General features: G+C 64.8%; 18 protein-coding genes. 9 read left to right on the plus strand and 9 right to left on the minus strand.

Annotation, left to right across the window (positions count from 1 at the left end):
• The first annotated feature begins 184 nt into the window (after window positions 1-184).
• Complete coding sequence (locus ACQ4MJ_RS08445; protein ID WP_176885934.1) at window positions 185-670, plus strand: EVE domain-containing protein; 486 nt, start codon at window positions 185-187, stop codon at window positions 668-670.
• A gap of 55 nt (window positions 671-725) precedes the next feature.
• Here the strand turns inward: ACQ4MJ_RS08445 and ACQ4MJ_RS08450 are convergent, their stop codons facing one another.
• The 3 genes from ACQ4MJ_RS08450 to ACQ4MJ_RS08460 form a co-directional block, all read right to left on the minus strand.
• Window positions 726-1,337, minus strand: a complete 612-nt coding sequence (locus tag ACQ4MJ_RS08450) for an exosortase H-associated membrane protein (protein WP_055394618.1) — start codon at window positions 1,335-1,337, stop codon at window positions 726-728.
• Window positions 1,327-1,848 (minus strand): exosortase H, encoded by a 522-nt coding sequence (gene xrtH / locus ACQ4MJ_RS08455; protein WP_431152979.1) that lies wholly within the window; start codon window positions 1,846-1,848, stop codon window positions 1,327-1,329. The genes ACQ4MJ_RS08450 and xrtH overlap by 11 nt, the downstream gene beginning before the upstream one ends.
• 172 nt (window positions 1,849-2,020) lie before the next feature.
• Window positions 2,021-2,974 (minus strand): class I SAM-dependent methyltransferase, encoded by a 954-nt coding sequence (locus tag ACQ4MJ_RS08460; protein WP_431152978.1) that lies wholly within the window; start codon window positions 2,972-2,974, stop codon window positions 2,021-2,023.
• A 300-nt stretch (window positions 2,975-3,274) separates the two neighbouring features.
• Between ACQ4MJ_RS08460 and ACQ4MJ_RS08465 the strand changes: the two genes are divergently transcribed.
• Entirely contained in the window at window positions 3,275-3,526 is a 252-nt protein-coding gene (locus tag ACQ4MJ_RS08465; RefSeq protein ID WP_055394624.1) for a GlsB/YeaQ/YmgE family stress response membrane protein, read from the plus strand.
• A 76-nt stretch (window positions 3,527-3,602) separates the two neighbouring features.
• On the opposite strand, the gene nudK is transcribed toward ACQ4MJ_RS08465, so the two are convergent.
• Window positions 3,603-4,199: a GDP-mannose pyrophosphatase NudK gene (gene nudK / locus ACQ4MJ_RS08470; RefSeq protein WP_431153094.1), complete on the minus strand. Its 597-nt coding sequence runs from the start codon at window positions 4,197-4,199 to the stop codon at window positions 3,603-3,605.
• A 20-nt stretch (window positions 4,200-4,219) separates the two neighbouring features.
• Window positions 4,220-4,384 (minus strand): hypothetical protein, encoded by a 165-nt coding sequence (locus tag ACQ4MJ_RS08475; protein ID WP_431152977.1) that lies wholly within the window; start codon window positions 4,382-4,384, stop codon window positions 4,220-4,222.
• Window positions 4,385-4,477: 93 nt separating this feature from the next.
• Between ACQ4MJ_RS08475 and ACQ4MJ_RS08480 the strand changes: the two genes are divergently transcribed.
• Both ACQ4MJ_RS08480 and ACQ4MJ_RS08485 read left to right on the plus strand, forming a co-directional pair.
• Window positions 4,478-5,239 carry a DeoR/GlpR family DNA-binding transcription regulator gene (locus ACQ4MJ_RS08480; RefSeq protein WP_431152976.1) on the plus strand — a complete coding sequence of 254 codons (762 nt, stop codon included), beginning with the start codon at window positions 4,478-4,480 and terminating at the stop codon, window positions 5,237-5,239.
• Window positions 5,240-5,510: 271 nt separating this feature from the next.
• Window positions 5,511-7,772: a hypothetical protein gene (locus tag ACQ4MJ_RS08485; protein ID WP_431152975.1), complete on the plus strand. Its 2,262-nt coding sequence runs from the start codon at window positions 5,511-5,513 to the stop codon at window positions 7,770-7,772.
• A 138-nt stretch (window positions 7,773-7,910) separates the two neighbouring features.
• Here ACQ4MJ_RS08485 and ACQ4MJ_RS08490 read toward each other — a convergent pair whose 3' ends face one another.
• Window positions 7,911-8,858 (minus strand): LysR substrate-binding domain-containing protein, encoded by a 948-nt coding sequence (locus ACQ4MJ_RS08490; RefSeq protein ID WP_431152974.1) that lies wholly within the window; start codon window positions 8,856-8,858, stop codon window positions 7,911-7,913.
• 144 nt (window positions 8,859-9,002) lie between these two features.
• On the opposite strand from ACQ4MJ_RS08490, the gene ACQ4MJ_RS08495 reads away from it, so the two are divergent.
• On the plus strand, window positions 9,003-9,431 hold the full coding sequence (locus tag ACQ4MJ_RS08495) for a RidA family protein (RefSeq protein WP_431152973.1): 429 nt from the start codon (window positions 9,003-9,005) through the stop codon (window positions 9,429-9,431).
• 200 nt (window positions 9,432-9,631) lie between these two features.
• Complete coding sequence (locus ACQ4MJ_RS08500) at window positions 9,632-10,441, plus strand: hypothetical protein (RefSeq protein ID WP_431152972.1); 810 nt, start codon at window positions 9,632-9,634, stop codon at window positions 10,439-10,441.
• A gap of 274 nt (window positions 10,442-10,715) precedes the next feature.
• Here the strand turns inward: ACQ4MJ_RS08500 and ACQ4MJ_RS08505 are convergent, their stop codons facing one another.
• Together ACQ4MJ_RS08505 and ACQ4MJ_RS08510 are read right to left on the minus strand one after the other, a co-directional pair.
• Entirely contained in the window at window positions 10,716-12,065 is a 1,350-nt protein-coding gene (locus ACQ4MJ_RS08505) for a sigma-54-dependent transcriptional regulator (protein WP_431173700.1), read from the minus strand.
• A 111-nt stretch (window positions 12,066-12,176) separates the two neighbouring features.
• Window positions 12,177-14,075, minus strand: a complete 1,899-nt coding sequence (locus ACQ4MJ_RS08510) for an ATP-binding protein (protein WP_431152969.1) — start codon at window positions 14,073-14,075, stop codon at window positions 12,177-12,179.
• 187 nt (window positions 14,076-14,262) lie between these two features.
• On the opposite strand from ACQ4MJ_RS08510, the gene ACQ4MJ_RS08515 reads away from it, so the two are divergent.
• The 3 genes from ACQ4MJ_RS08515 to ACQ4MJ_RS08525 all read left to right on the plus strand — a co-directional run bounded on the left by ACQ4MJ_RS08515 (window position 14,263) and on the right by ACQ4MJ_RS08525 (window position 17,988).
• Window positions 14,263-14,979: a DUF4166 domain-containing protein gene (locus ACQ4MJ_RS08515; RefSeq protein WP_431152968.1), complete on the plus strand. Its 717-nt coding sequence runs from the start codon at window positions 14,263-14,265 to the stop codon at window positions 14,977-14,979.
• Window positions 14,980-14,990: 11 nt separating this feature from the next.
• Complete coding sequence (locus tag ACQ4MJ_RS08520) at window positions 14,991-16,457, plus strand: TIGR01777 family oxidoreductase (protein WP_431152967.1); 1,467 nt, start codon at window positions 14,991-14,993, stop codon at window positions 16,455-16,457.
• A gap of 526 nt (window positions 16,458-16,983) precedes the next feature.
• Window positions 16,984-17,988, plus strand: a complete 1,005-nt coding sequence (locus ACQ4MJ_RS08525; RefSeq protein WP_431152966.1) for a DNA cytosine methyltransferase — start codon at window positions 16,984-16,986, stop codon at window positions 17,986-17,988.
• On the opposite strand, the gene ACQ4MJ_RS08530 is transcribed toward ACQ4MJ_RS08525, so the two are convergent.
• A complete protein-coding gene (locus tag ACQ4MJ_RS08530; RefSeq protein WP_431152965.1) occupies window positions 17,918-18,364 on the minus strand; it encodes a very short patch repair endonuclease in 447 nt (148 codons plus the stop codon). The two genes, ACQ4MJ_RS08525 and ACQ4MJ_RS08530, sit on opposite strands and share 71 nt — an antisense overlap.

Raw genomic sequence — 18,364 nt, forward strand, 5'->3', positions numbered from 1 at the left:
CCTAGGGGCCCATGTGGTTTTGCAGGGTCCGCTCTGCTGCTGTTCAGACGCAAGAATACAAACCAAAATGGCATCCAGCGCTTATCTATTAAGCACAATTAGCTATAAAAAAAGAAGCACTTTGGTAAAGCGTGCGCGTCCTGTCCTGTATGCGCACCACCACACCTTTGCCAGAATGGCGGCCATGACTGCCTCTGCCACACCCCGCCCCGCGCGCTACTGGCTCATGAAATCCGAGCCCGAGGAATGCTCCATCGACGACGCCCTGGCCGCGCCCAATGCCACCGTGCCCTGGACGGGCGTGCGCAACTACCAGGCCCGCAACTTCATGCGCGACGACATGCAGGTGGGCGATGGCGTTTTGTTCTACCACTCCAGTTGCCCCGAACCAGGCATTGCCGGCCTTGCGCGCGTGGCGAGCGGCACACGAACCGACCCGACGCAGTTTGACCCCGCCTCGCCGTACTACGACCCCAAATCCCCTGCCGACAAACCCCGCTGGCTGCTGCTGGATGTGCAGGCGCAGCGCAAGACACGGGTGGTAGGTTTGGCGCAGCTGCGGGAGCACCCGGATCTGGCGCAGATGCGGGTGCTGCAGCGCGGAAACCGCCTGTCCATCACCCCCGTGGAGCCCGTAGAGTGGGCTGCAATCATGGAGATGCTGGGCTGAGCCACAGGCTTGCCCTGCTTTGCCCCCGCCCTGCCCGCCCTGGGGCCTCCCCGCTTTACTGCGGCCGCTGAACGGCCACGGCGGCACGCGCCTGGGCGTGGAGCTTGGCCAGGAACTCCCTGTCCAACAACAGCCACAGCATCACCGGGGCCAGTGCGGTAAAGATGAACAGGTTGAAGTGGTACAGAAATGCCACCACGTCGGCCACCCACCCGGGCAGTCCCGTCTGCACAAACACCTCAGGCCCCGCCCGGTTGAAGACATCGTTGCACCACTGCAGGGCCACGTTAAGCGCCTGGATCGGCAGCATGGCCAAGGAGCCTATAAGCAGCTTGCGTCCCCAGTGACGGGGAAACGATGCCAGCACCAGCGCCCAGAAGATAACGATGCCGTAGCCCAGCAAGCGGTAGTCCACCAAAGGCGCAAGCTTGCCCGACTTGAACTGGCCGTTTTGCACGGAGACCACCTTGAGCGTGGTGTTCAACAACGCCGTGGTCTCTTTCTGGGTGTAGCTCAGTGCCCAGTGAAACAGGGTGGAAGCCGCCTCGCCCGCCATGAAGAACACGGGCTTGGACAGTTGTGGCGACAGGTAGTACCACAGCGGCATCAGGCACAGCAGGCTGGCGATGGCAACCAGCAGAAAACGTCCGACCGAACTAAGCTGCATTGGCGAGGGGGGGTTGAGGGGGTGAGGGAGGTTGCTGGCGGGCGATCCAGCGAATCCAGAGCATCCAGACCACCAGCACATCCAGCATGATGAGCGCCTGCCAGAGGTATAGGTGGGCAAACTCGAACACGGTCATGTTCCACTTGCCCAGGTAGTACAGGCTGATGATGCGCAGCAGGTTGACGACCTGCACCGCCGCAATGCCGATGGCGATGCCGGTGAGCTTGTGTTTCCAGCTGGAAGGAAACGCGATCATGCCGGCGATAAGGATGATGGCCGCCTCCACGCCGTTGCAGCCCGCCTCGATGGACACCGCAAAACCCGTGGCCTTGCTCATCAGGATGCGGCCATGGTGCGCCACATCCGAGTCCAGCGGGGTCATCAGCGCTGCGCTGGCGGTGGCGAGCAGGCTGGTCCAGGGCTCGATGGCGACCCGTTGCACCTCATCGAGCATGTCGATGCGAAAGAGGACCGCCAAGACGGCGATGAAAATCAAGAAAAATCGGACCATACGTCGATGAGAAGAACCTGGTGAAGCGCGCACCAACACGCCAGGAATGCGCCAGGCGGCGAGGCCGTGAGAACGTGGGCCTGTGGTTCACACAGGCGCCGCAAAGAATATCAGAAGCTACCCATAACCCACAAAGCCCAAATGGCACTCGCAAGCGGCCCTGAGAACCTGTTCAAAGGTTCGGGGCGGCGTACACCAGCACCTTGAGGGCGCGCCCGGGGTCCACATCCGCAAACACAGCCGGGTTGGCCACCCGTTCGACAAAGTGCAGTTCAGGCGCCAGCTCCTGCATCTGCTCTTGCAGGAAGCCCACGCCCAGCTCGGGCGCGTTCAGACACAGCAGTGCATGCCCGCCGGGTGCCAGCAGGTCGGGCAGGCGGCGCATCAGCCGTGCGTAGTCCTTGGTGGCCACGAAGCTGCCCTTTTGGTAGCTGGGCGGGTCCACGATGACCAGGCCATACGGCCCGCTGCGGGTGATCTTGCCCCAGCTGCTGAAGATGTCGTGCGGCAAAAACGCCGCGCCCGTGGTAATGCCGTTGAGCTGGTGGTTTTGCTGCCCGACGCCGATGGCGCCATGGCTCATGTCTACGTTGACCACGTGCCTGGCGCCCGCCTGCAGCGCCACCACCGAGAAAGCGCAGGTATAGGCAAACAGGTTGAGCACCTTCAGGCCGTAGCGGTCGGTGCTGCGGGCGGCCGCGTGGTCGCGCACCCAGCGGCGGCCCTCGGCCATGTCCAGGAACAGGCCGTGGTTTTGCCCGCGCAGCACATGCACGCGATAGCGCGCGCCAGCCTCCTTCACGATGTGCGGGTCGGGCACGGCGCCGGTCATCAGCCGTGTTTCGCTACGGCCCTCCATGCGCAGAGCCTCGCCCCGGTGCTGAAAGACCCAGCTGAGCGGCTCGCCAGCCGGTGCGATCTGCGCCCAGCGCGCCTGCAACGCGGCGCCGATGGCGGCCAGGTCTTCGTCCTTGGCGGGGGCGAAACTGGTCAGTACGAACACCGGCGGGTAGGCGTCCAGCGACCACTGCTCAGAACCCGGATGCAGCCCGCCCCGCCCGTGAAAGACGCGTTGGGCCTCAACGGGCAGGGGCATGGCGGCGATGGCGTCGAGCAAAGCTTGCATGGAGGGACGGGGGGCGGGTTGGAAAAACGAGACTATGAGAAAAAATGGCCGCTGGCGCTTGAAATATAAGCGCTGTTAGCTACTGAAATAATAGCACCTTCCATGATCGTGCCTGCAAGGACCAAGGCGCCGTGCCGATCCGCGCCACCATCGCCTCGCCGGGAGCATGCAGGCCATTCTCAATGGTGCGCCGTTGCCCTGCAACGACCTGGATCCTGCGTGGAAAACCGTGGTCAGAAATGCAATTACAGTCGCTGCCGGGCCATCGGTGCGGCTTGACCATCATCACAAAGGAATTCCATGTTTTCCATTCTCGGAACCATCGTTGTCGGCTTCATCGTCGGATTGCTTGCGCGCGCCTTGAAGCCAGGAAATGACAAATTGGGCTTGATCATGACCACCGTTCTCGGCATCGCCGGGTCGCTGTTGGCGCGCTATGTGGGCGTGGCCATGGGCTGGTACGGGCCCAACGCGTCCGTCGGCTGGATCGCATCGATCATCGGCGCCATCGTGCTGCTGGTGATCTACGGGCTGGTGAAGAAGAAGGCCTGATGCGCGGCGGCGTATTGCCCGGCGGCACACCGCGATAGGCATCGCAGGCCTTAACGCCTGCGCCGCCCGCATGTCCTCATCCCGCCGCCTCCTGCAGCATCAACGCCACATGCTGCAGCAGCATCACCGTCTTGCCGTCCTCGATCACGCCGCTGCCAATGCCCGCCAGGGCTTCGGCCAGTGGCATCTCGATCACTTCGATGTCCTCGCCCTCGTGGGCGAGGCCACCTCCGGTGCGGATGCGGTCTTGCGGTTCGTATTCGGCGATAAAGAAGTGAAGCTTTTCGGTGACCGAGCCGGGGCTCATGTAGGCCTCGAACACCTTGCGTGGCTGGCGCACGCGGTAGCCGGTTTCTTCCTCGGCTTCGCGGCGGATGCAGGTTTCGGGGTCGTCCCCGTCGAGCAGGCCGGCGCAGGTTTCGATCAACATGCCGTCGACACTGCCGTTGAGGAACGCCGGCAGCCGGAACTGGCGTGTGAGCACCACCGTACGACGTCGCGGGTCATAGAGCAGCAAGGCCGCGCCGTTGCCTCGGTCATAGGCTTCGCGGCTTTGCGTCTGCCACTGGCCGTCGCGGCGGCGCAGGTCAAAGGTCACCTTGCGCAGGGTGTACCAGTGGTCGGACAGCACCTCCACCGACTGCAGCTTGACCTGCTCGGTACTGGCGGGCACCGGTGCGGGCACGGGGCGGCTCACAGGCTTGGCTCCGTTGCGGGAATGGCGTTGGCGGCGCAGGCGTGCTGCCGCAGCGGCCATTCATTCACGGGGTGCACCACGGGGTCGCCGTCGGTGCCCGAGAGGTAGGGGCCAGCAATAAGCACCCGGAGCGGAGGGTTTGGGTGGGTGGGGGTGGACATGGTCTTGTAAATTTTGATTCGTGCAATATCATGCACAAACATGCAAATTCATGCAACCCTGGTTTTGATCCACGGTTGCCCCGCTTCACGCCCATGCTCACCACCCAACGCAAACAACTCATCCTGGAGCGCCTGCGGCAAGACGGCCAGATCGTGGCCAAGGCAATCAGCGAGGAACTCGGGATCTCGGAAGACACCGTGCGTCGCGACCTGCGCGAGCTTGCGGCCGAGGGCCAGCTGCAGCGCGTGCACGGTGGCGCTCTGCCCGCATCAAAGGCCGTGGGCAACCTGCAGGTGCGCGAGCACCTTGCCACCGACGACAAGCGCGCACTGGGCCGTGCCGGCGCGGCTCTGGTGCAGCCTGGCCAGGTGGTGATCCTCGACGGCGGCACCACCTCGCTGCAGGTGGTGCAACACCTTCCGCGGGACCTGCGCGCCACCGTGGTCACCCACAGCCCCAGCGTGGCTGTGGCGCTGGCGGACCACCTGCAGGTAGAGGTGCTGATGCTGGGCGGCCGCCTGTTCCGCCATTCGATGGTGAACGTGGGCGCCAGCGTGACCGAAGCCGCCATGAGGCTGCGCGCAGACCTGTACCTGATGGGCGTGACGGGTGTGCATGCCGACGCCGGGTTGACTACCGGGGATTTTGAAGAGGCCGCCGTCAAGCGCACGTTGCACACGCGCGCTGCAGAAACCGTGGTGCTGGCCTCCATCGACAAACTCGGAGCCGCCTCCCCCTTCGGCATTGCGGCGCTCAAGGAGCTGGCCACACTGGTAGTGCCAGCCGCCACGCCCGCCAAGCTTGTCGCCAGCCTGCGAGTGGCGGGGGCCAAGGTCGTCAGCGCCCGGCCGTGATGGCCGTCTGCTTCCCCGTCAGGAGCAGCCAACAGCATGGCCATGCCGAACTCGAAGGATTCCCCAAATTCGTGGCCAACGGTCGGATGCGCTGCTTCAGGTTGGTGATCAGCCGAATGCCTGAAAAACCTCGTGTGTTCATGCCACGCACACGACCCATGCAAGCTTTGGACTGTTCGACGCGACCCTCTGTCGCTAGCCTTCGGTTCTTCCCAACACCGGCTGACAGGCGCGGAGCAGCGCCCACCAAGCCGACTACCAGGAGAACCTCATGGACATCAAAGTCAATCAACCGCTCGGTCCGGATCAGACGCAGCAGCAGCCTCGCAAGGTCCCGATGCGCTTTCGCACGCGCACAGCGCTTGCGGGTGGGCGTAGGCCAGGGGTGGCTTTTTTCGGTAGCGCCGAGCACTGGTCGGTCGTGGATGGGCTCAGGCTCACGCTGGCGGATGGCAGCTCACACGATGCCGCTCATCTCGAATTCACACTGGAAAACGGCTGCCGACTGAGTTTCGGCCAGATCGTCGCGCTGGCTGGCGATTTTTATGCCCTTGCGCACAAGCCCATCTCCGATCAGGCGGACAAGCCCGCTGCGTTTCGCGAAACCTTCGCTACGCTCGACAAGGCAAACCCCCAGGAGGTCAAAAAGATTTTGGGAATCATGGAGGAAGAGTTTCAGGCCATCGCCAACGCGATCGCTAAGGGCGAAGACCCCCACGAAGCTTACGCACGCAACAGCGACCACTGGGACCTGCAATACAACGTCGCCACCGGAGGGGCGGACAAAAAAATCTATCCCTATGACACCAGTTTGTGGGGCCGCTACATGTGGATTGCCAGCTTCAACTGGGACCACTTCGGTGCCCACGCCCACGATGTCTGCCGCGCAGGTCTTCAAGTAGCAATGGAGACCGCCGCTTCAGCCAGTGCCCAGCAGGGACTGCATCGCAGCAACGGACTGTTGAAGGCGTATGCGTACCTGGCATTCGCCAGCCACTATCTGACCGACGGTTTCGCCAGCGGACATCTGCGCACGCCGCGGCGTCACCTGCACGACTTCCAGAGCTCTCAGACCCATTCGATCGACTTTGCGCCGGATGCATGCGCCAAGGCGATGCATGACGAGGACGGTTTCAACGGTTTGTGGGTAAGCAATGCGGCTGGCGACCACTGGATCGCCTACGGCGATGGGCGCTACTTTGACGCCGTGAATGCGGCCAACCGCAATGTGATGCGCGCGGCCCTTCGCGCGGCTATCGCCGATGTATATCGCGCGTTCACCGATGGCAAGGCCGTGGCCGCTCCCACTTACCTGCGACTTCTTCCCAAGCTCCCGCTCGACCCTCAGGCTACCGACAATTTTTCACCACTGTTTGTCGCAAAACCGGGTGAAGCCTTGGCTCGGGTACCTGTTCCAACTGCAAACCCCAATTCGCGCGAATGGATGCGCGCGGGAATACTAGGCGTCGCGCCTTGGTGGGTACTGGCGGCAGATCTCAATGGTGCGCTGCGCCCCCCAAAAATTGGCGTACCACCCGGCAAAGGCCAGGCCACAGGCCCAAACACCGGTTCTGGCAGCGCCACAAACTGGATAGTGCAAGCCCGTCTGCTGGAGCGTCAGGGCAAACCGCTGACCACGCAGTCTTCACCTGCCATCGCCGAGTTCAAGGGTGAACGGTGGGTGTGCGTCAAACAAGGAAACCAGTTTTTGATCGGGCGCCACCGCACGCAGTGGACCGACTTTCAACTGCTGAAGGTGTCCGGCGACCCGGTGCAGACATCCACCCCTGCGACACTGGTTGTTCATGGCGACGTGCTGCATTGCTTCTATGCCGACTTCGAGGGCTGTCTACAGTGGCTGCAATGGAACGGCGACCGTTGGATGAAACATGGCACCGTGCAAGTCAACGGCAGTGCCGCCAAAACCGATCGCGCCCCTTGTGCGGTTTCACTGCCCAACGCACGCCACCTCGTGCTGTTCTTCAAGGGATATCGGTCCAGTGACCTCTACTACGCATGGCGCTTTGAAAAGGAAACCAAGTGGTTGGGAAACACACCGGTTCAGACGGGCCAGGGCTACGCAGCAATGACAGATGAACAGCCTTGCGCTGCCTGCACGCGCGAGGGTGCTTTCGTGTACTTCCGCGCCCATGGCGGACGCAGTGTGTACTCCATCTGGGTCAGCGACAACGACCCCGCTAGAAACTTCTACTTCTACGGCAACGAGCCCATCCGCCTGATCGACAAAAGCGTCGCGTGGACGTCAGCAGCCGTAGCGGCTGCCGCACACCCCACTGACAGCCAGGTGTTGCTGGTCGTGCCGCACGATGACAACGCACTTCGCAGCATCACCCAGCAGACCCTTGGCGACACAACACAACGCCAGTACCTTCCTGGTGATGTAGATGCAGCTGACGGCGAGCAGCTTTTAAGCAACATCACCCCTGCCCTGGCCCTGATTGATGGACGCTACTGGATGTTGAGCGTGGAGCCAGAGGGGCATCAAGTGATGTTGAGCTTCGGGCAACCTTAGCCCTGATGCAGTGCGGCACCCAGCGGCCATGAAAACTGAGCGCCCTTCTCCATGGCCGCCGTGGTGCCAAGGCAAGGCAGCGTCAAAAGTGTCCTCTTGCAAAAAGCGCAGCAGCTTGACCTGCATGGGCGGTGGTGTTCAGTCCGCTGCCCGGCTGGGCCGCTTGCGCGGCGGGCGCACCGGCGGCGCATGCTTTGCCATCAGCGCCGCCACCCAGTCGATGAACACCCGCGCCTTGGCGCTGACATGGCGATTGGGCGGATAGGCCACGTACAGCGGCATGGGGTCGAGCGCCCAGTCTTCCAGAAGGGGCACCAGTTCGCCGCTACCCAGGTGCGGGCGAGCCATGTAGTGCGGCAGCCAAAGAACGCCCATGCCGGCCAGCCCGGCCGCGAGGTAGGCGTTGCCGTCGTCGACCGCCAATACATAGCGGCCCTGCACCTGAATGTCCTCGGCGCCACGCCGCATCGCGTACGGAAACGTCTTGCCCGTGCTCGACCACAAAAAGCCCACCACGCGGTGGTGCGAATCCTCCAGCTCGTGCGGGTGTACAGGGCTGCCTGCACGACTCAGGTAGCTGGGCGCCGCGTACACGCCCAGCTGCAGGTCGCCCACACGCCGCGCAATCAACGACTGGTCCTGAATCTCGCCCCCGCGCACCACGCAATCGACGTTGTCGCCGATCAGATCCACCATGCGGTCGCTGACGCCCATGTCGAGCTGAATATCGGGGTATTGGGCATGAAACTCCGGCAGGGCCGGCACCAGGATCAGCCGGGCCAGCGGGCTGGGCACATCCACCCGCAAGCGGCCCCGGGGCGCGGCGGACGCGCTCGACAGGCTTGTCTCGGCATCGTCCATGTCGGCCAAGAGCCGCACCGCGCGCTCGTAGTACGCGGCCCCATCGGCCGTGACCTGCACCCGCCGTGTTGTGCGGTGCAGCAGCTTCACGCGCAGCCGCGCCTCCAATTGCTGCACCAGCTGCGTCACCGTGGTCTTGCTCACGTGCATCGTGTCGGCCGCCTTGGTGAAGCTGCCCGATTCGACCACCCGCACAAACGCCTGCATTGCATCGAACCGGTCCATGGCGCTCCTGCCTCGTCAAAGATTGTTTGGAGTTTACAAACAGTGATGGACAGGCTTGCCCGTTTATCTGCCGGGGGTACGCCGATAAATTCCTTTCAACAACAACCCAAGGCCCCTGCGGCCTACCGAAAGGAAAACACTCCCATGGCATCGACGCACACATCCCCTCGCGACGTGGTCTTTCCACCCGGGCGCCAGGCGATCTACGAAAAGAACCGCTACTCGCCCGCCATCCGCTCCAACGGTTTCCTCTTCGTCTCGGGCCAGGTGGGCAGCCGTCCCGATGGCTCGCCGGAGCCCGACTACCAGGCCCAGGTGCGGCTGGCGTTCGACAACCTCAACGCGATCCTGCAGGCCGCTGGCTGCACGTTTGGCGACGTTATCGATGTGACGGTGTTCATGGTGGACCCAGAAAAGCATTTCGAGGCCGCTTGGGAAGTCGTGGGCGAGTATTGGGGCCATGCGCCGCACCCCACGCTCACGGGCATCGGCGTGACGTGGCTGTATGGGTTTCAGTTCGAGATCAAGGTGATTGCGAAGCTGCCCGAAGGCGCGACGGCTTTACCCGCGTAGTTCGCGCTGCCACGGTGGCAGCCGCGCAACTCAAGCTTTGGGGCCTGGCCGAACAAGCCTCTTCCGTGTAGGAGACCGGGGCGAATGCACGGCGCCCACGCGCCACCGACGGGGCAGCCGCCTACATGGCAAACCAGTGCGTCACCGCTACGATGGACGCCCCTCCATCCCCACGGCTTGCCCGCGCCGCCGCCCCACCCATGCGCAATCTGATCGACGTCAGCTCCTGGTCTACCCTGCTCAGCACGCTGGTGGGCATGCTGGTGGCCACCTTGGTCATGGTGGGTACGCGCCTGGTCTTCATGCAGACCATGCAAAAGCGCCGGGAGCGCGAAAACCGCCAGATCAACGAACGGCTCAAGACACTGATTGCGGCCTACAAAACGCTAGGCGGCTCGTTCACCGGTCAACTGCAGGTGCACCCCACGCACATGCGCGACCTGCGGCGCCAGCAGGTGCAGCACAGCGGCGTGCAAGTAGCGGTGGCGGTGGAGGACCCATCCGACACCGACGCCCTTCACACCGATGCCGAGGCGTTGTCCCCCGCGCCCGAACTGGCCAGCACCGAACGCCAGCGCCGCATGCGCGATGCGGTCGAGGCCGCGCTGTCTGACGTGATCCTTCTCGGCACCGAAGAACAGGTAGAGCTGGCCGCCCGCGCCGCGCAAGACATGGTGGCCGGGCGCAGCATCGAAACCGCGCAACTGGTCATGTCCCTGCGCCACTTCATCCGCGCGGCGCTGGACCTGGAGCCGATCCCCGCCTCGGTGGCCATCCCCAATCAGGGCCCGCTGCGCCCGCCCGGCAGTGCGGGCGGTGCCGCAGGCAGGCGCGCGGGAGCGGCTGGCAAGGCCGAGGCTGGTGGCGGGCGCGGTGGTGGAGGTGCTGGTGGCGGAGGTGGCGGAGACGGGGCCGGTGCAGGCGGTGCCGGCCTGGGTGCCGTGGCGGTGGGCGCTGGCGTGGGATCTCGCAGTGCCGACGCCGAGACGCAGGAGGGACCTGGGCGCTGACCTGCTTTTCGGGCTGACAGGTCGGAACGCTCATGGCAGATGCGATGGTGAGGGCGGCACCGGCGAAGCGCAACGCGTGTTCATCGCCAAGTTCGAATCGAATTGGCGCCTATCGCTTTATACATAAGGCTTTATTGCTATCGTTAATATAGCAATCGGCAATTTACTGCTTGGGGAGCACCGTGTGCAGCCCAACTCGTCGAGGGCAGTTCCGCAAGTGCAGAGGAACATGTCATGCGCCACGGCGCCCATGCGCGCAGTCACGCCCGCAGGCTCACTTCAACCCCAGCCGCGTCAACTTCTTGATCAAACCCACCCGAGAAATCCCCAACCGCCGTGCCGCCTCCGACTGGTTGCCCGCCACCGCCGCCATGGTGTCGCGCACCATGCGCACTTCCAGCTCCATCAGCGCGGCGTCCAGCGGGCCGGTGCTGCCAGGCGGGGCCAGTGGGGTGGTTTTGAGGTTCGCTGCGGTGTCGCTCGCGTCTGGCATATCGCCGCTGGCCAGTTGCAACAGCTCGGCGTCCACCTCGCGCTGGTCGGGCATCAGCAAGGCCCCGGCAGACTCCACCACGGCCTTCAGCTCGCGCACATTGCCCGGCCACTCACGCGCCATCAGCCACGCCAGGGCGCTGACCGACAGGCTGGCACGGTGCGCCACGCGGTGCAAAAAGCGCGTGGCCAGCAGCGGGATGTCGGCTGGCCGCTCTGCCAGCGACGGGGTGCGCAGCACCACGCCTTTGAGGCGGTAGAACAAATCCTCGCGGAAGGTGCCCTCGCGCACCATCGCTTCCAGATCTCGGTGGGTGGCGGCCACCACGCGGGTGTCGGCGCGCTTGGGCACACGGCCGCCCACGGGCACAAAAGTGCCCTCTTGCAAAAAGCGCAGCAGCTTGACCTGCATGGGCGGTGGCATTTCGCCCACTTCGTCCAAAAACAGCGTGCCGCCGTGGGCAGCCTCCACTAGGCCGGGCTGGTCGCGGTACGCGCCCGTGAAGCTGCCCTTCATGTGTCCAAAGAGCTCGCTCTCCAGCAGCTCGGCCGACAGCGCGCCGCAGTGGATGGCGACAAAGGCCTCGCTGCGGCGGGCGCTGCAGGCGTGCAAGGCACGCGCCACCAGCTCTTTGCCGGTGCCCGTGGGGCCCAGCACCAGCACGCTGACGTGGGTGGGTGCCACGCGGCGTACCAGGGCGCGGAGTTGCACCGTGGCCGCCGCCTGTCCCACCATGCCCAGGTCGTCCAGCGACTGCCCTGCGCGCAGGGTAGCCAGTTCGGCATCGAGACGCGCCTTGCGCAGCCCGCGTGCCACCACAAACCGCAGCATGTCGGGGTCGATGGGCTTGGTCAGAAAGTCCCAGGCGCCCAGCTCAGTGGCGCGCAGGGCCAGCGCGTGATCGCCGTGGCCGGTCAACACAACCACCGGCACGCGCGCAAAACGCGGGATCAGCTCCAGGCCGATCTCTGGGTCCATGTGCGGCGGCATGGCCAGGTCCAGCAGCACCAGTTCGGGCTGCTGTTTGGCAAATGCCGCCAGGGCCTGATCGCCATCGCCCGCCAGCGTGACGGTGTGGCCCAGGTTGCGCAAAAAAAACGCCGCCCAGCCGCTGAAAAGCCGCCTCGTCATCCACCAGCAACACATGGCCGCTGACATGACCGCTCATCGGCTCGCTCGCTGGCGCGGCGTCTTGCTCCGCATACGGCTGAGCGTCGGCTGCGTTGTCTGTGGTGTTGGCGGTCATGGCAGTCGTTGCGTCGTCGTCAAAGGAAAGCGCAGCGTGAAACACGTGCTCCACGGCGGCCGTTCGGTGAGTGCTACCGAGCCACCATGCGCAGCCATGATGCGGGCCACGATGGCCAGGCCCAGCCCGGTACCACCGGGGCTGCGCGATGCAAAAGGCTCGAACAGGCGGCTCTTGATTTCGTTCGGCACGCCGGGGCCTGCGTCGCAGATGTGCAGCAGCACGGCGTCGTCGGTGGTTTCTGCGTCGATGTGCACGGGGCTGTGGGTTGCGGCCGCTTTGGCATCTTCCACACCATCGGACTCCCCGGCCTCGGACGCCATTGCAATGCGTGCGTTCTCCAGCAAATTGGTCAGCGCTTGGTCCACGCGGCGCGGGTCGGCCTGCAGCACCAGCGGCTGGGCCAGGCCCGCGCCCAGGCTCACCTGTGGCAGACGCTGTGCCGCGTTGCGCACGTGGGCGGCCAGGTCCAGCTCACGGGGCACCAGCTTCCAGGGCTTGGCAAAGTCCAGCAGGTCGTGCGTCAGGTTGGCAATGCGCGCCACCTGGTCGGCCACCTCGCGCCGCGTGTCACTGGGCGCGGCGGCCACGGCCATGGAGATGATGTTGAGCGGGTTGCGGATGTCGTGCGCCACCGTGGCGGCCAGCGCGCCCAGCTCGGCCAGCCGCGCCTGCAACTGGCGCTCGCGTTCACGAGCGGCAAACTGCTGGGCCTGCTCCACGCGCGCCGCCGCCTCAGCCACCACCGTGCCAAACAGCTCGGCCACATGGCGCGGCCCGGGCGGTGCGGCGTCCCAGCCGTGCAGCGTGGTTTGCCAGCCTTGCTCGCCGGGGGTGCACACCAGCTGCGGGGTGCTGCCGGGTAGCGCTGATGGCGGCGATGACGTTGAGGGTGTTGTTGATGCGGATGGAGCGCCAATCTGCACCTCCACCTGCGTGCCAATGCGTGCACTCAGCAGCGTGGCGGCCTGCTGCGCCAGGGCCTCGGGCGTCTCCGCCGACAGCAGCGCGCTGCGCCACGCACCCAGGTCGGCAATCGACACCTCGCCCCCCGGGTACACCAGCCGCTCGGCCACGCGGCGCACCGGGCCGTTGAGCGCCAGCACACTGGCCGCTACCGCCAGCCCACCCAGCCAGCGCGACTCAAACGGCAGCAGCGGCGTGAGCGCCAGGACCACCGCCCCCAGCGCCAGCAGCAGCGCCCACACCAGGGCGCGGCGAGCCCAGGCGTTGGCCACAAACACGCCATAACGCAAGATGCCGTAGACCAGAATCAACGAGTACAGCGGCAGGCCCAGCAGCGGAAACGGGTAAATCGGCAAATCCAGCACCGCAATGCCGTAGCCCGCCAGGCACAGCAGGCCCCACAGGCACGACGCGGTGACGGCGGCAATCTGCCGAAACTTCTGCCCGTCGCCCGACCGGCGTGCGCGCAGCAGTGCATGCAGCAGCACCGCCACCCCGCCAATGCCCAAAATGACCCAGGCCATGCTGGCGACCGTACCCACCGGGTCGGCCACCGCAATGAGGCCAATGTCGCGGTGCTCAACCAAGTGCCCCGGCACCAGGATGATGGAAACCACCGTGGCGCCCCCGCCCAGCGCATAGGCCGCCGCAACGCCCCAGCGCCCCAGGTCCACACGGCAAAACACCGTGCAGAAATGAAAGAACAGCGCAGAGGTGAACGGCGCCGTGGCCAGCAAGCGTATCGCCACTGGTTCGGTTTCAGGCCCCAGCCAGTTGGGCAGCTCGTTGCCCACCATCCACAGCGAAATGCCGATCAGAAACGCCGCCAGCAACCGGGCCCCCGCCACGCGGTCAGCCCAGGCCAGCAGCAGGGCTGCCAGCACCAGCGTTTCGAGCACCGAAAACCCGAGGACGGCGTGGATCAGCATGTGCAGACGGTGGTGGTGATCATGGCGTGACCTGTTCCTGGCGTTAACGGTGGGGGCTGCGCGCACTGTAAACCAAGTATGCAGGTCAGCACGCAAATTTCAATGAAATCAAGCACTTGCAGCAGCCACTGAGGCTGGCCCGGGTTTCGCAATAGGGAGTGCAACCGCCACTCTTGCAAAGCCCGCCATGTTTGCCCTTTTCACCCCAGCGCCCCGCCACTGCACCGCCAACCCAGCGCAACCCAACCCGGTACTCGACCTGCCCGCCCTGGCCGGCGCCGCAGCGTGGGCACGCCTGCCGGCCGCGGTGCAACGCCGCTTTGGCACCGCGCACGCTAACGTCAGCTACCACGGCCACATGGACCTGCGCTGCTCGCTGATCGGCCACGTCTACGCCGCGCTGACCCGGGCCTGGGGCGGCCCGCTGACCCACATCAACACCACCGCCCTGCCCGCCACCGTGAACGTTAGCCACAACGGGCGCGGCGGTGTGGTGTGGGAGCGGCGCTTTCACACCGGAGCCGAAACCGAAAACGGCACTGACAACGGCGCAGACCGCACCGTGCGGTCCACCAAGGAACTCGGCGCCGACGGCACCCTGCTGGAGCGCACCGACGGCGGCCTGGCCATGTCGCTCGATGTGCTGGAAGAAGACGGCGCACTGGTGTTCCGCAGCCGCCGCTTCTGGTGGGTGCTGGCAGGCCTGCGCATCCCCGTGCCGACCTTGCTGACGCCCGGCACCTGCCGCGTTGCCCACACCGACCTGGGCGCAGGCCAGTTCCGCTTCACGCTGAGCATGGTGCACCCGCTGTGGGGCGAAACCTTCCACCAGTCCGGCGTGTTCACCGATCCCGTGACCGACGACTGCGCCGACCCCGCTGGCACCCATTCTTCTACCCACTGAGGGCACACACCATGACCGCCATGAACACCATCTTCCTGCTGCTCTCCATCCAGGCCGCCTTGGGCGCGTTTGACAACCTGTGGCACCACGAGCTCGAAGCCCGGCTGCCGCAGCGCACCTCGGCACGGTATGAACTCTCGCTGCACGCCGCACGCGAGGCCATCTACGGAGTCGTCTTTTTCGGCCTGGCCTGGTTTGAATGGCGCGGCGCCTTTGCCGCCGTGCTGGCTGCCCTGCTGCTGATCGAGCTGGGCATTACCCTGGCCGACTTTCTGGAAGAAGACCGTACCCGGCGCCTGCCGCCGTTCGAGCGCGTGCTGCACACCGTGCTGACCATCAGCTACGGCCTCTTCCTGGGCCTCATCGCCCCCGTGCTGTGGGCCTGGGTGCAGCAACCCACCGCCATGGTGCTAGCCCCGCACGGCTGGGTGTCGTGGCTGTTCACGGCCTACGCCGTCGGCGTGTGGGCCTGGAGCGTGCGCAACGTGCTGGCCGCCATCAAGCTCTACCGCACGGCACCGCCAACACAGCCCAGCGCCCTGCATGCCCGTGGCCTGCAACCCCAGCCAGCCACCCTGGTCACCGGCGCCACCGGATTTGTGGGCAGCGCCCTGGTGGCCGACCTGGTGCGCGACGGCCAGCGGGTGATCGTGTTGACCCGCGACGCCCTGCAGGCCCGCGCCAGCTTTGGCCCCGGCGTATGGGTGGTGGACACGCTGGACGCCATCCCGTCTGAAACGACCATCGACGCCGTGGTCAACCTGGCTGGCGCCCGCGTGCTGGGCATGCCGTGGACCCAGGCGCGCAGACGCCAACTGCTGGCCAGCCGTGTGGACACCACCGTGGCAGTCGTCAGCCTGATGCGCCGCCTGCACAAGGCCCCGCGCGTGCTGGTCAGCGCATCGGCCGTGGGCTTCTACGGCGCATCGCCCAACGCGTCGATGGAGCCCTTGGACGAAACCGCCCCACCCCGCCCGGGCGAGTTCCAGTCAGACCTGTGCGCAGCTATCGAGCACGAGGCCCGGCGCGCCGAAGCCCTGGGCGTGCGCGTGGTTCGCATGCGGTTTGGGGTGGTGCTGGGGCACGGTGGTGGCGCCTACCCGATGCAAGCGCTGGCCGCCCGCATGGGCCTGGGTGCTGTGCTGGGGCATGGTCGCCAATCTGCGCCGTGGATTCATCTGGCCGACGCGGTGGGGCTGGTGCGGTTTGCGATGGCGCACCCACATCTGCAAGGCCCCGTCAATGCTGTGGCGTCTGAGGCGGTGGCGCAGGCCGGGTTTGCGCAGGCGCTGGCTGTATCGTTTGGTCGGCGTGTCTGGCTGCGCATCCCAGGGCTACCGTTGCGCGCCATGGTGGGAGAAATGTCCACCTTGCTGCTGGACGGGCAGAACGCGGTGCCGAGTGTCGCGCTGGCTCAGGGCTACCGATTTGTGCACCCGCGACTGGGCGGCGCGCTGGCTGAGCTTGCAGGAACGTAAACCCATGCAAAAAGGTTGGGCGAAAAAACTAAGAAACAGGCTCCAGAGCTTATTATTAAAGCACTAATAGCTATAAATACAGTAGCAATTACGAGTCGCCATGTCGGCTGTGCAGCGATTGAGGCAGGTCGCTCACGCTGCATGCGGTCGCTGGCCAGCCGCGTTCGGACCAAGTTCAACGGAGTTGCCGGCAGCCTCGGATGCCACCTGCCTGCGTACGCCGGTAGCGCTTCCACAGTCCGCTCTCGGTCGCTCAGCGGTCACCCGAGCCATGCGCCTCTCACAGAGATCGCAGTGCTCCGAGTGAGACCATTCTTCGGGTCGGCGTAGAACGACGAAGGCACTGTCGCACGCGACGCGCGCGGGCGGCATTAGCAGGAAGGCATCAAGAGACAACGCACAATGGGCACCATGCCAGGAGCGCTGACGCCGGTTCGCAGACGTGACGCTCAACCATATCCGCTTGGCGCTAGCGATTTCGGCGCAAGCCTAGTAGCCTGCTCGAAGCATTGAAAATTGAATAATTATGAAAAACTTTGTGGATCTTTTCAGCGGCGGAGGCCTCGGGGCGCGGGGCGCTGCGATGGCAGGCATGACACCCATTCTGGCTGTAGACATGTGGGACAGGGCGTGCGAAACGTACAAGACAAACTTCCCGACCGCCATCGTGCTCAATCAGAAGGTCGACGATATCAACCCACTTGAGCACATCAGGCGCGAGGACGTCGACCTGCTTCTAGCTTCGCCGGAATGTACAAACCACTCTGTCGCCAAGGGCGCGGCGCCTCGAAGCGAAGAGAGCAAGGAGACGGCTCTTCACACCGTCGACTGGATCGCGACGTTGATGCCAACGTGGTTCGTCATCGAGAACGTAAAGGAGATGAAGGATTGGCACCGCTATGATGAATTGCTCGATTTACTCAGGCTGCTGGGCTACCAACTTCGTGAGCAGGTCATAAATGCGGCAGAGTTCGGGGCGCCGCAGTCGAGAGTTCGGCTATTCCTGATCGGCGGGCTGGGTCAGGCGCCTCCGCAGATCACGCCCGATCCGACGGAGAGGCCCATGACCGTCAGGGACATCCTCGACCCCGACGATCAGTGGAAGTTCACCCCAGTGTTCACGAAAAGGCGGGCGGAGAATACGCTGGCCAGGGTTCGCAATGCCATCGCGACGCTTGGTGACGATGCCGAGTTCCTTGTCGTGTACTACGGCTCTGGCGGCGACAAGTCCTGGCAGACCCTGGACGAGCCGCTGCGCACCGTGACCTGCGTCGACCGCTTCGCGCTCGTGCGCAGGATCGACGGCGAGTGGAAAATGCGCATGCTCCAGGTTCCAGAAATCGCGCGGGCGATGTCCCTGCCGCCCGAGCACATTCTTACGGTCGGCTCCCGGCGCGAGCGCATCAAACTCTGCGGCAATGGTGTCTGCGCTGCGGTTATGAAGCGGATCGTGACGCAGCTCAAAGCTGCGACGCCTGTTCCGCAGCCCGCGAAGGGGCAAGCGCGTCGGCAAACTCCCGTCTCAGCTTGAGTTCGAGCGTTTGGACCGTGCGGGTCTCGCACTCCCAGACTTCGACAACTCTCCAACCCAGCTCTGCGAGCTGAGCCTTGACACGCCGATCCCGCTCCACGTTAGCCTGGAACTTCTGGGCCCAGAACTCCGGTCTCGTCTTCGGATTGGCTGCGAGTCCACAATCGTGCCGATGCCAGAAGCAGCCGTGAACGAGGATCACCGTCCGGTGCCGAGTAAGGACCAGATCGGGCTTCCCTGGCAGTTTTCGATAGTGCAGCCTGAACCGCAGACCGAGCCGGTGCACCATCGAACGCACCAGCAGCTCGGGCGTCGTGTTCTTCCCGCGGATGGCCTGCATGACCTCCCGGCGTTTCGCAGGTGAAAAGACGTCCAT

Origin of the sequence: Acidovorax facilis, assembly GCF_050626955.1 — a bacterium.
Lineage (GTDB): Bacteria > Pseudomonadota > Gammaproteobacteria > Burkholderiales > Burkholderiaceae_C > Acidovorax > Acidovorax facilis.

What these genes read in the sequence shown, in the direction of transcription:
- ACQ4MJ_RS08445 (WP_176885934.1), top strand. Translation starts at nt 185, where the DNA reads ATGACTGCCTCTGCCACACCCCGCCCCGCGCGCTACTGGCTCATGAAA.
- ACQ4MJ_RS08450 (WP_055394618.1), bottom strand. Translation starts at nt 1,337, where the DNA reads ATGCAGCTTAGTTCGGTCGGACGTTTTCTGCTGGTTGCCATCGCCAGC.
- xrtH (WP_431152979.1), bottom strand. Translation starts at nt 1,848, where the DNA reads ATGGTCCGATTTTTCTTGATTTTCATCGCCGTCTTGGCGGTCCTCTTT.
- ACQ4MJ_RS08460 (WP_431152978.1), bottom strand. Translation starts at nt 2,974, where the DNA reads ATGCAAGCTTTGCTCGACGCCATCGCCGCCATGCCCCTGCCCGTTGAG.
- ACQ4MJ_RS08465 (WP_055394624.1), top strand. Translation starts at nt 3,275, where the DNA reads ATGTTTTCCATTCTCGGAACCATCGTTGTCGGCTTCATCGTCGGATTG.
- ACQ4MJ_RS08475 (WP_431152977.1), bottom strand. Translation starts at nt 4,384, where the DNA reads ATGTCCACCCCCACCCACCCAAACCCTCCGCTCCGGGTGCTTATTGCT.
- ACQ4MJ_RS08480 (WP_431152976.1), top strand. Translation starts at nt 4,478, where the DNA reads ATGCTCACCACCCAACGCAAACAACTCATCCTGGAGCGCCTGCGGCAA.
- ACQ4MJ_RS08485 (WP_431152975.1), top strand. Translation starts at nt 5,511, where the DNA reads ATGGACATCAAAGTCAATCAACCGCTCGGTCCGGATCAGACGCAGCAG.
- ACQ4MJ_RS08490 (WP_431152974.1), bottom strand. Translation starts at nt 8,858, where the DNA reads ATGGACCGGTTCGATGCAATGCAGGCGTTTGTGCGGGTGGTCGAATCG.
- ACQ4MJ_RS08495 (WP_431152973.1), top strand. Translation starts at nt 9,003, where the DNA reads ATGGCATCGACGCACACATCCCCTCGCGACGTGGTCTTTCCACCCGGG.
- ACQ4MJ_RS08500 (WP_431152972.1), top strand. Translation starts at nt 9,632, where the DNA reads ATGCGCAATCTGATCGACGTCAGCTCCTGGTCTACCCTGCTCAGCACG.
- ACQ4MJ_RS08505 (WP_431173700.1), bottom strand. Translation starts at nt 12,065, where the DNA reads ATGACGAGGCGGCTTTTCAGCGGCTGGGCGGCGTTTTTTTTGCGCAAC.
- ACQ4MJ_RS08510 (WP_431152969.1), bottom strand. Translation starts at nt 14,075, where the DNA reads ATGCTGATCCACGCCGTCCTCGGGTTTTCGGTGCTCGAAACGCTGGTG.
- ACQ4MJ_RS08515 (WP_431152968.1), top strand. Translation starts at nt 14,263, where the DNA reads ATGTTTGCCCTTTTCACCCCAGCGCCCCGCCACTGCACCGCCAACCCA.
- ACQ4MJ_RS08520 (WP_431152967.1), top strand. Translation starts at nt 14,991, where the DNA reads ATGACCGCCATGAACACCATCTTCCTGCTGCTCTCCATCCAGGCCGCC.
- ACQ4MJ_RS08525 (WP_431152966.1), top strand. Translation starts at nt 16,984, where the DNA reads ATGAAAAACTTTGTGGATCTTTTCAGCGGCGGAGGCCTCGGGGCGCGG.
- ACQ4MJ_RS08530 (WP_431152965.1), bottom strand. Translation starts at nt 18,364, where the DNA reads ATGGACGTCTTTTCACCTGCGAAACGCCGGGAGGTCATGCAGGCCATC.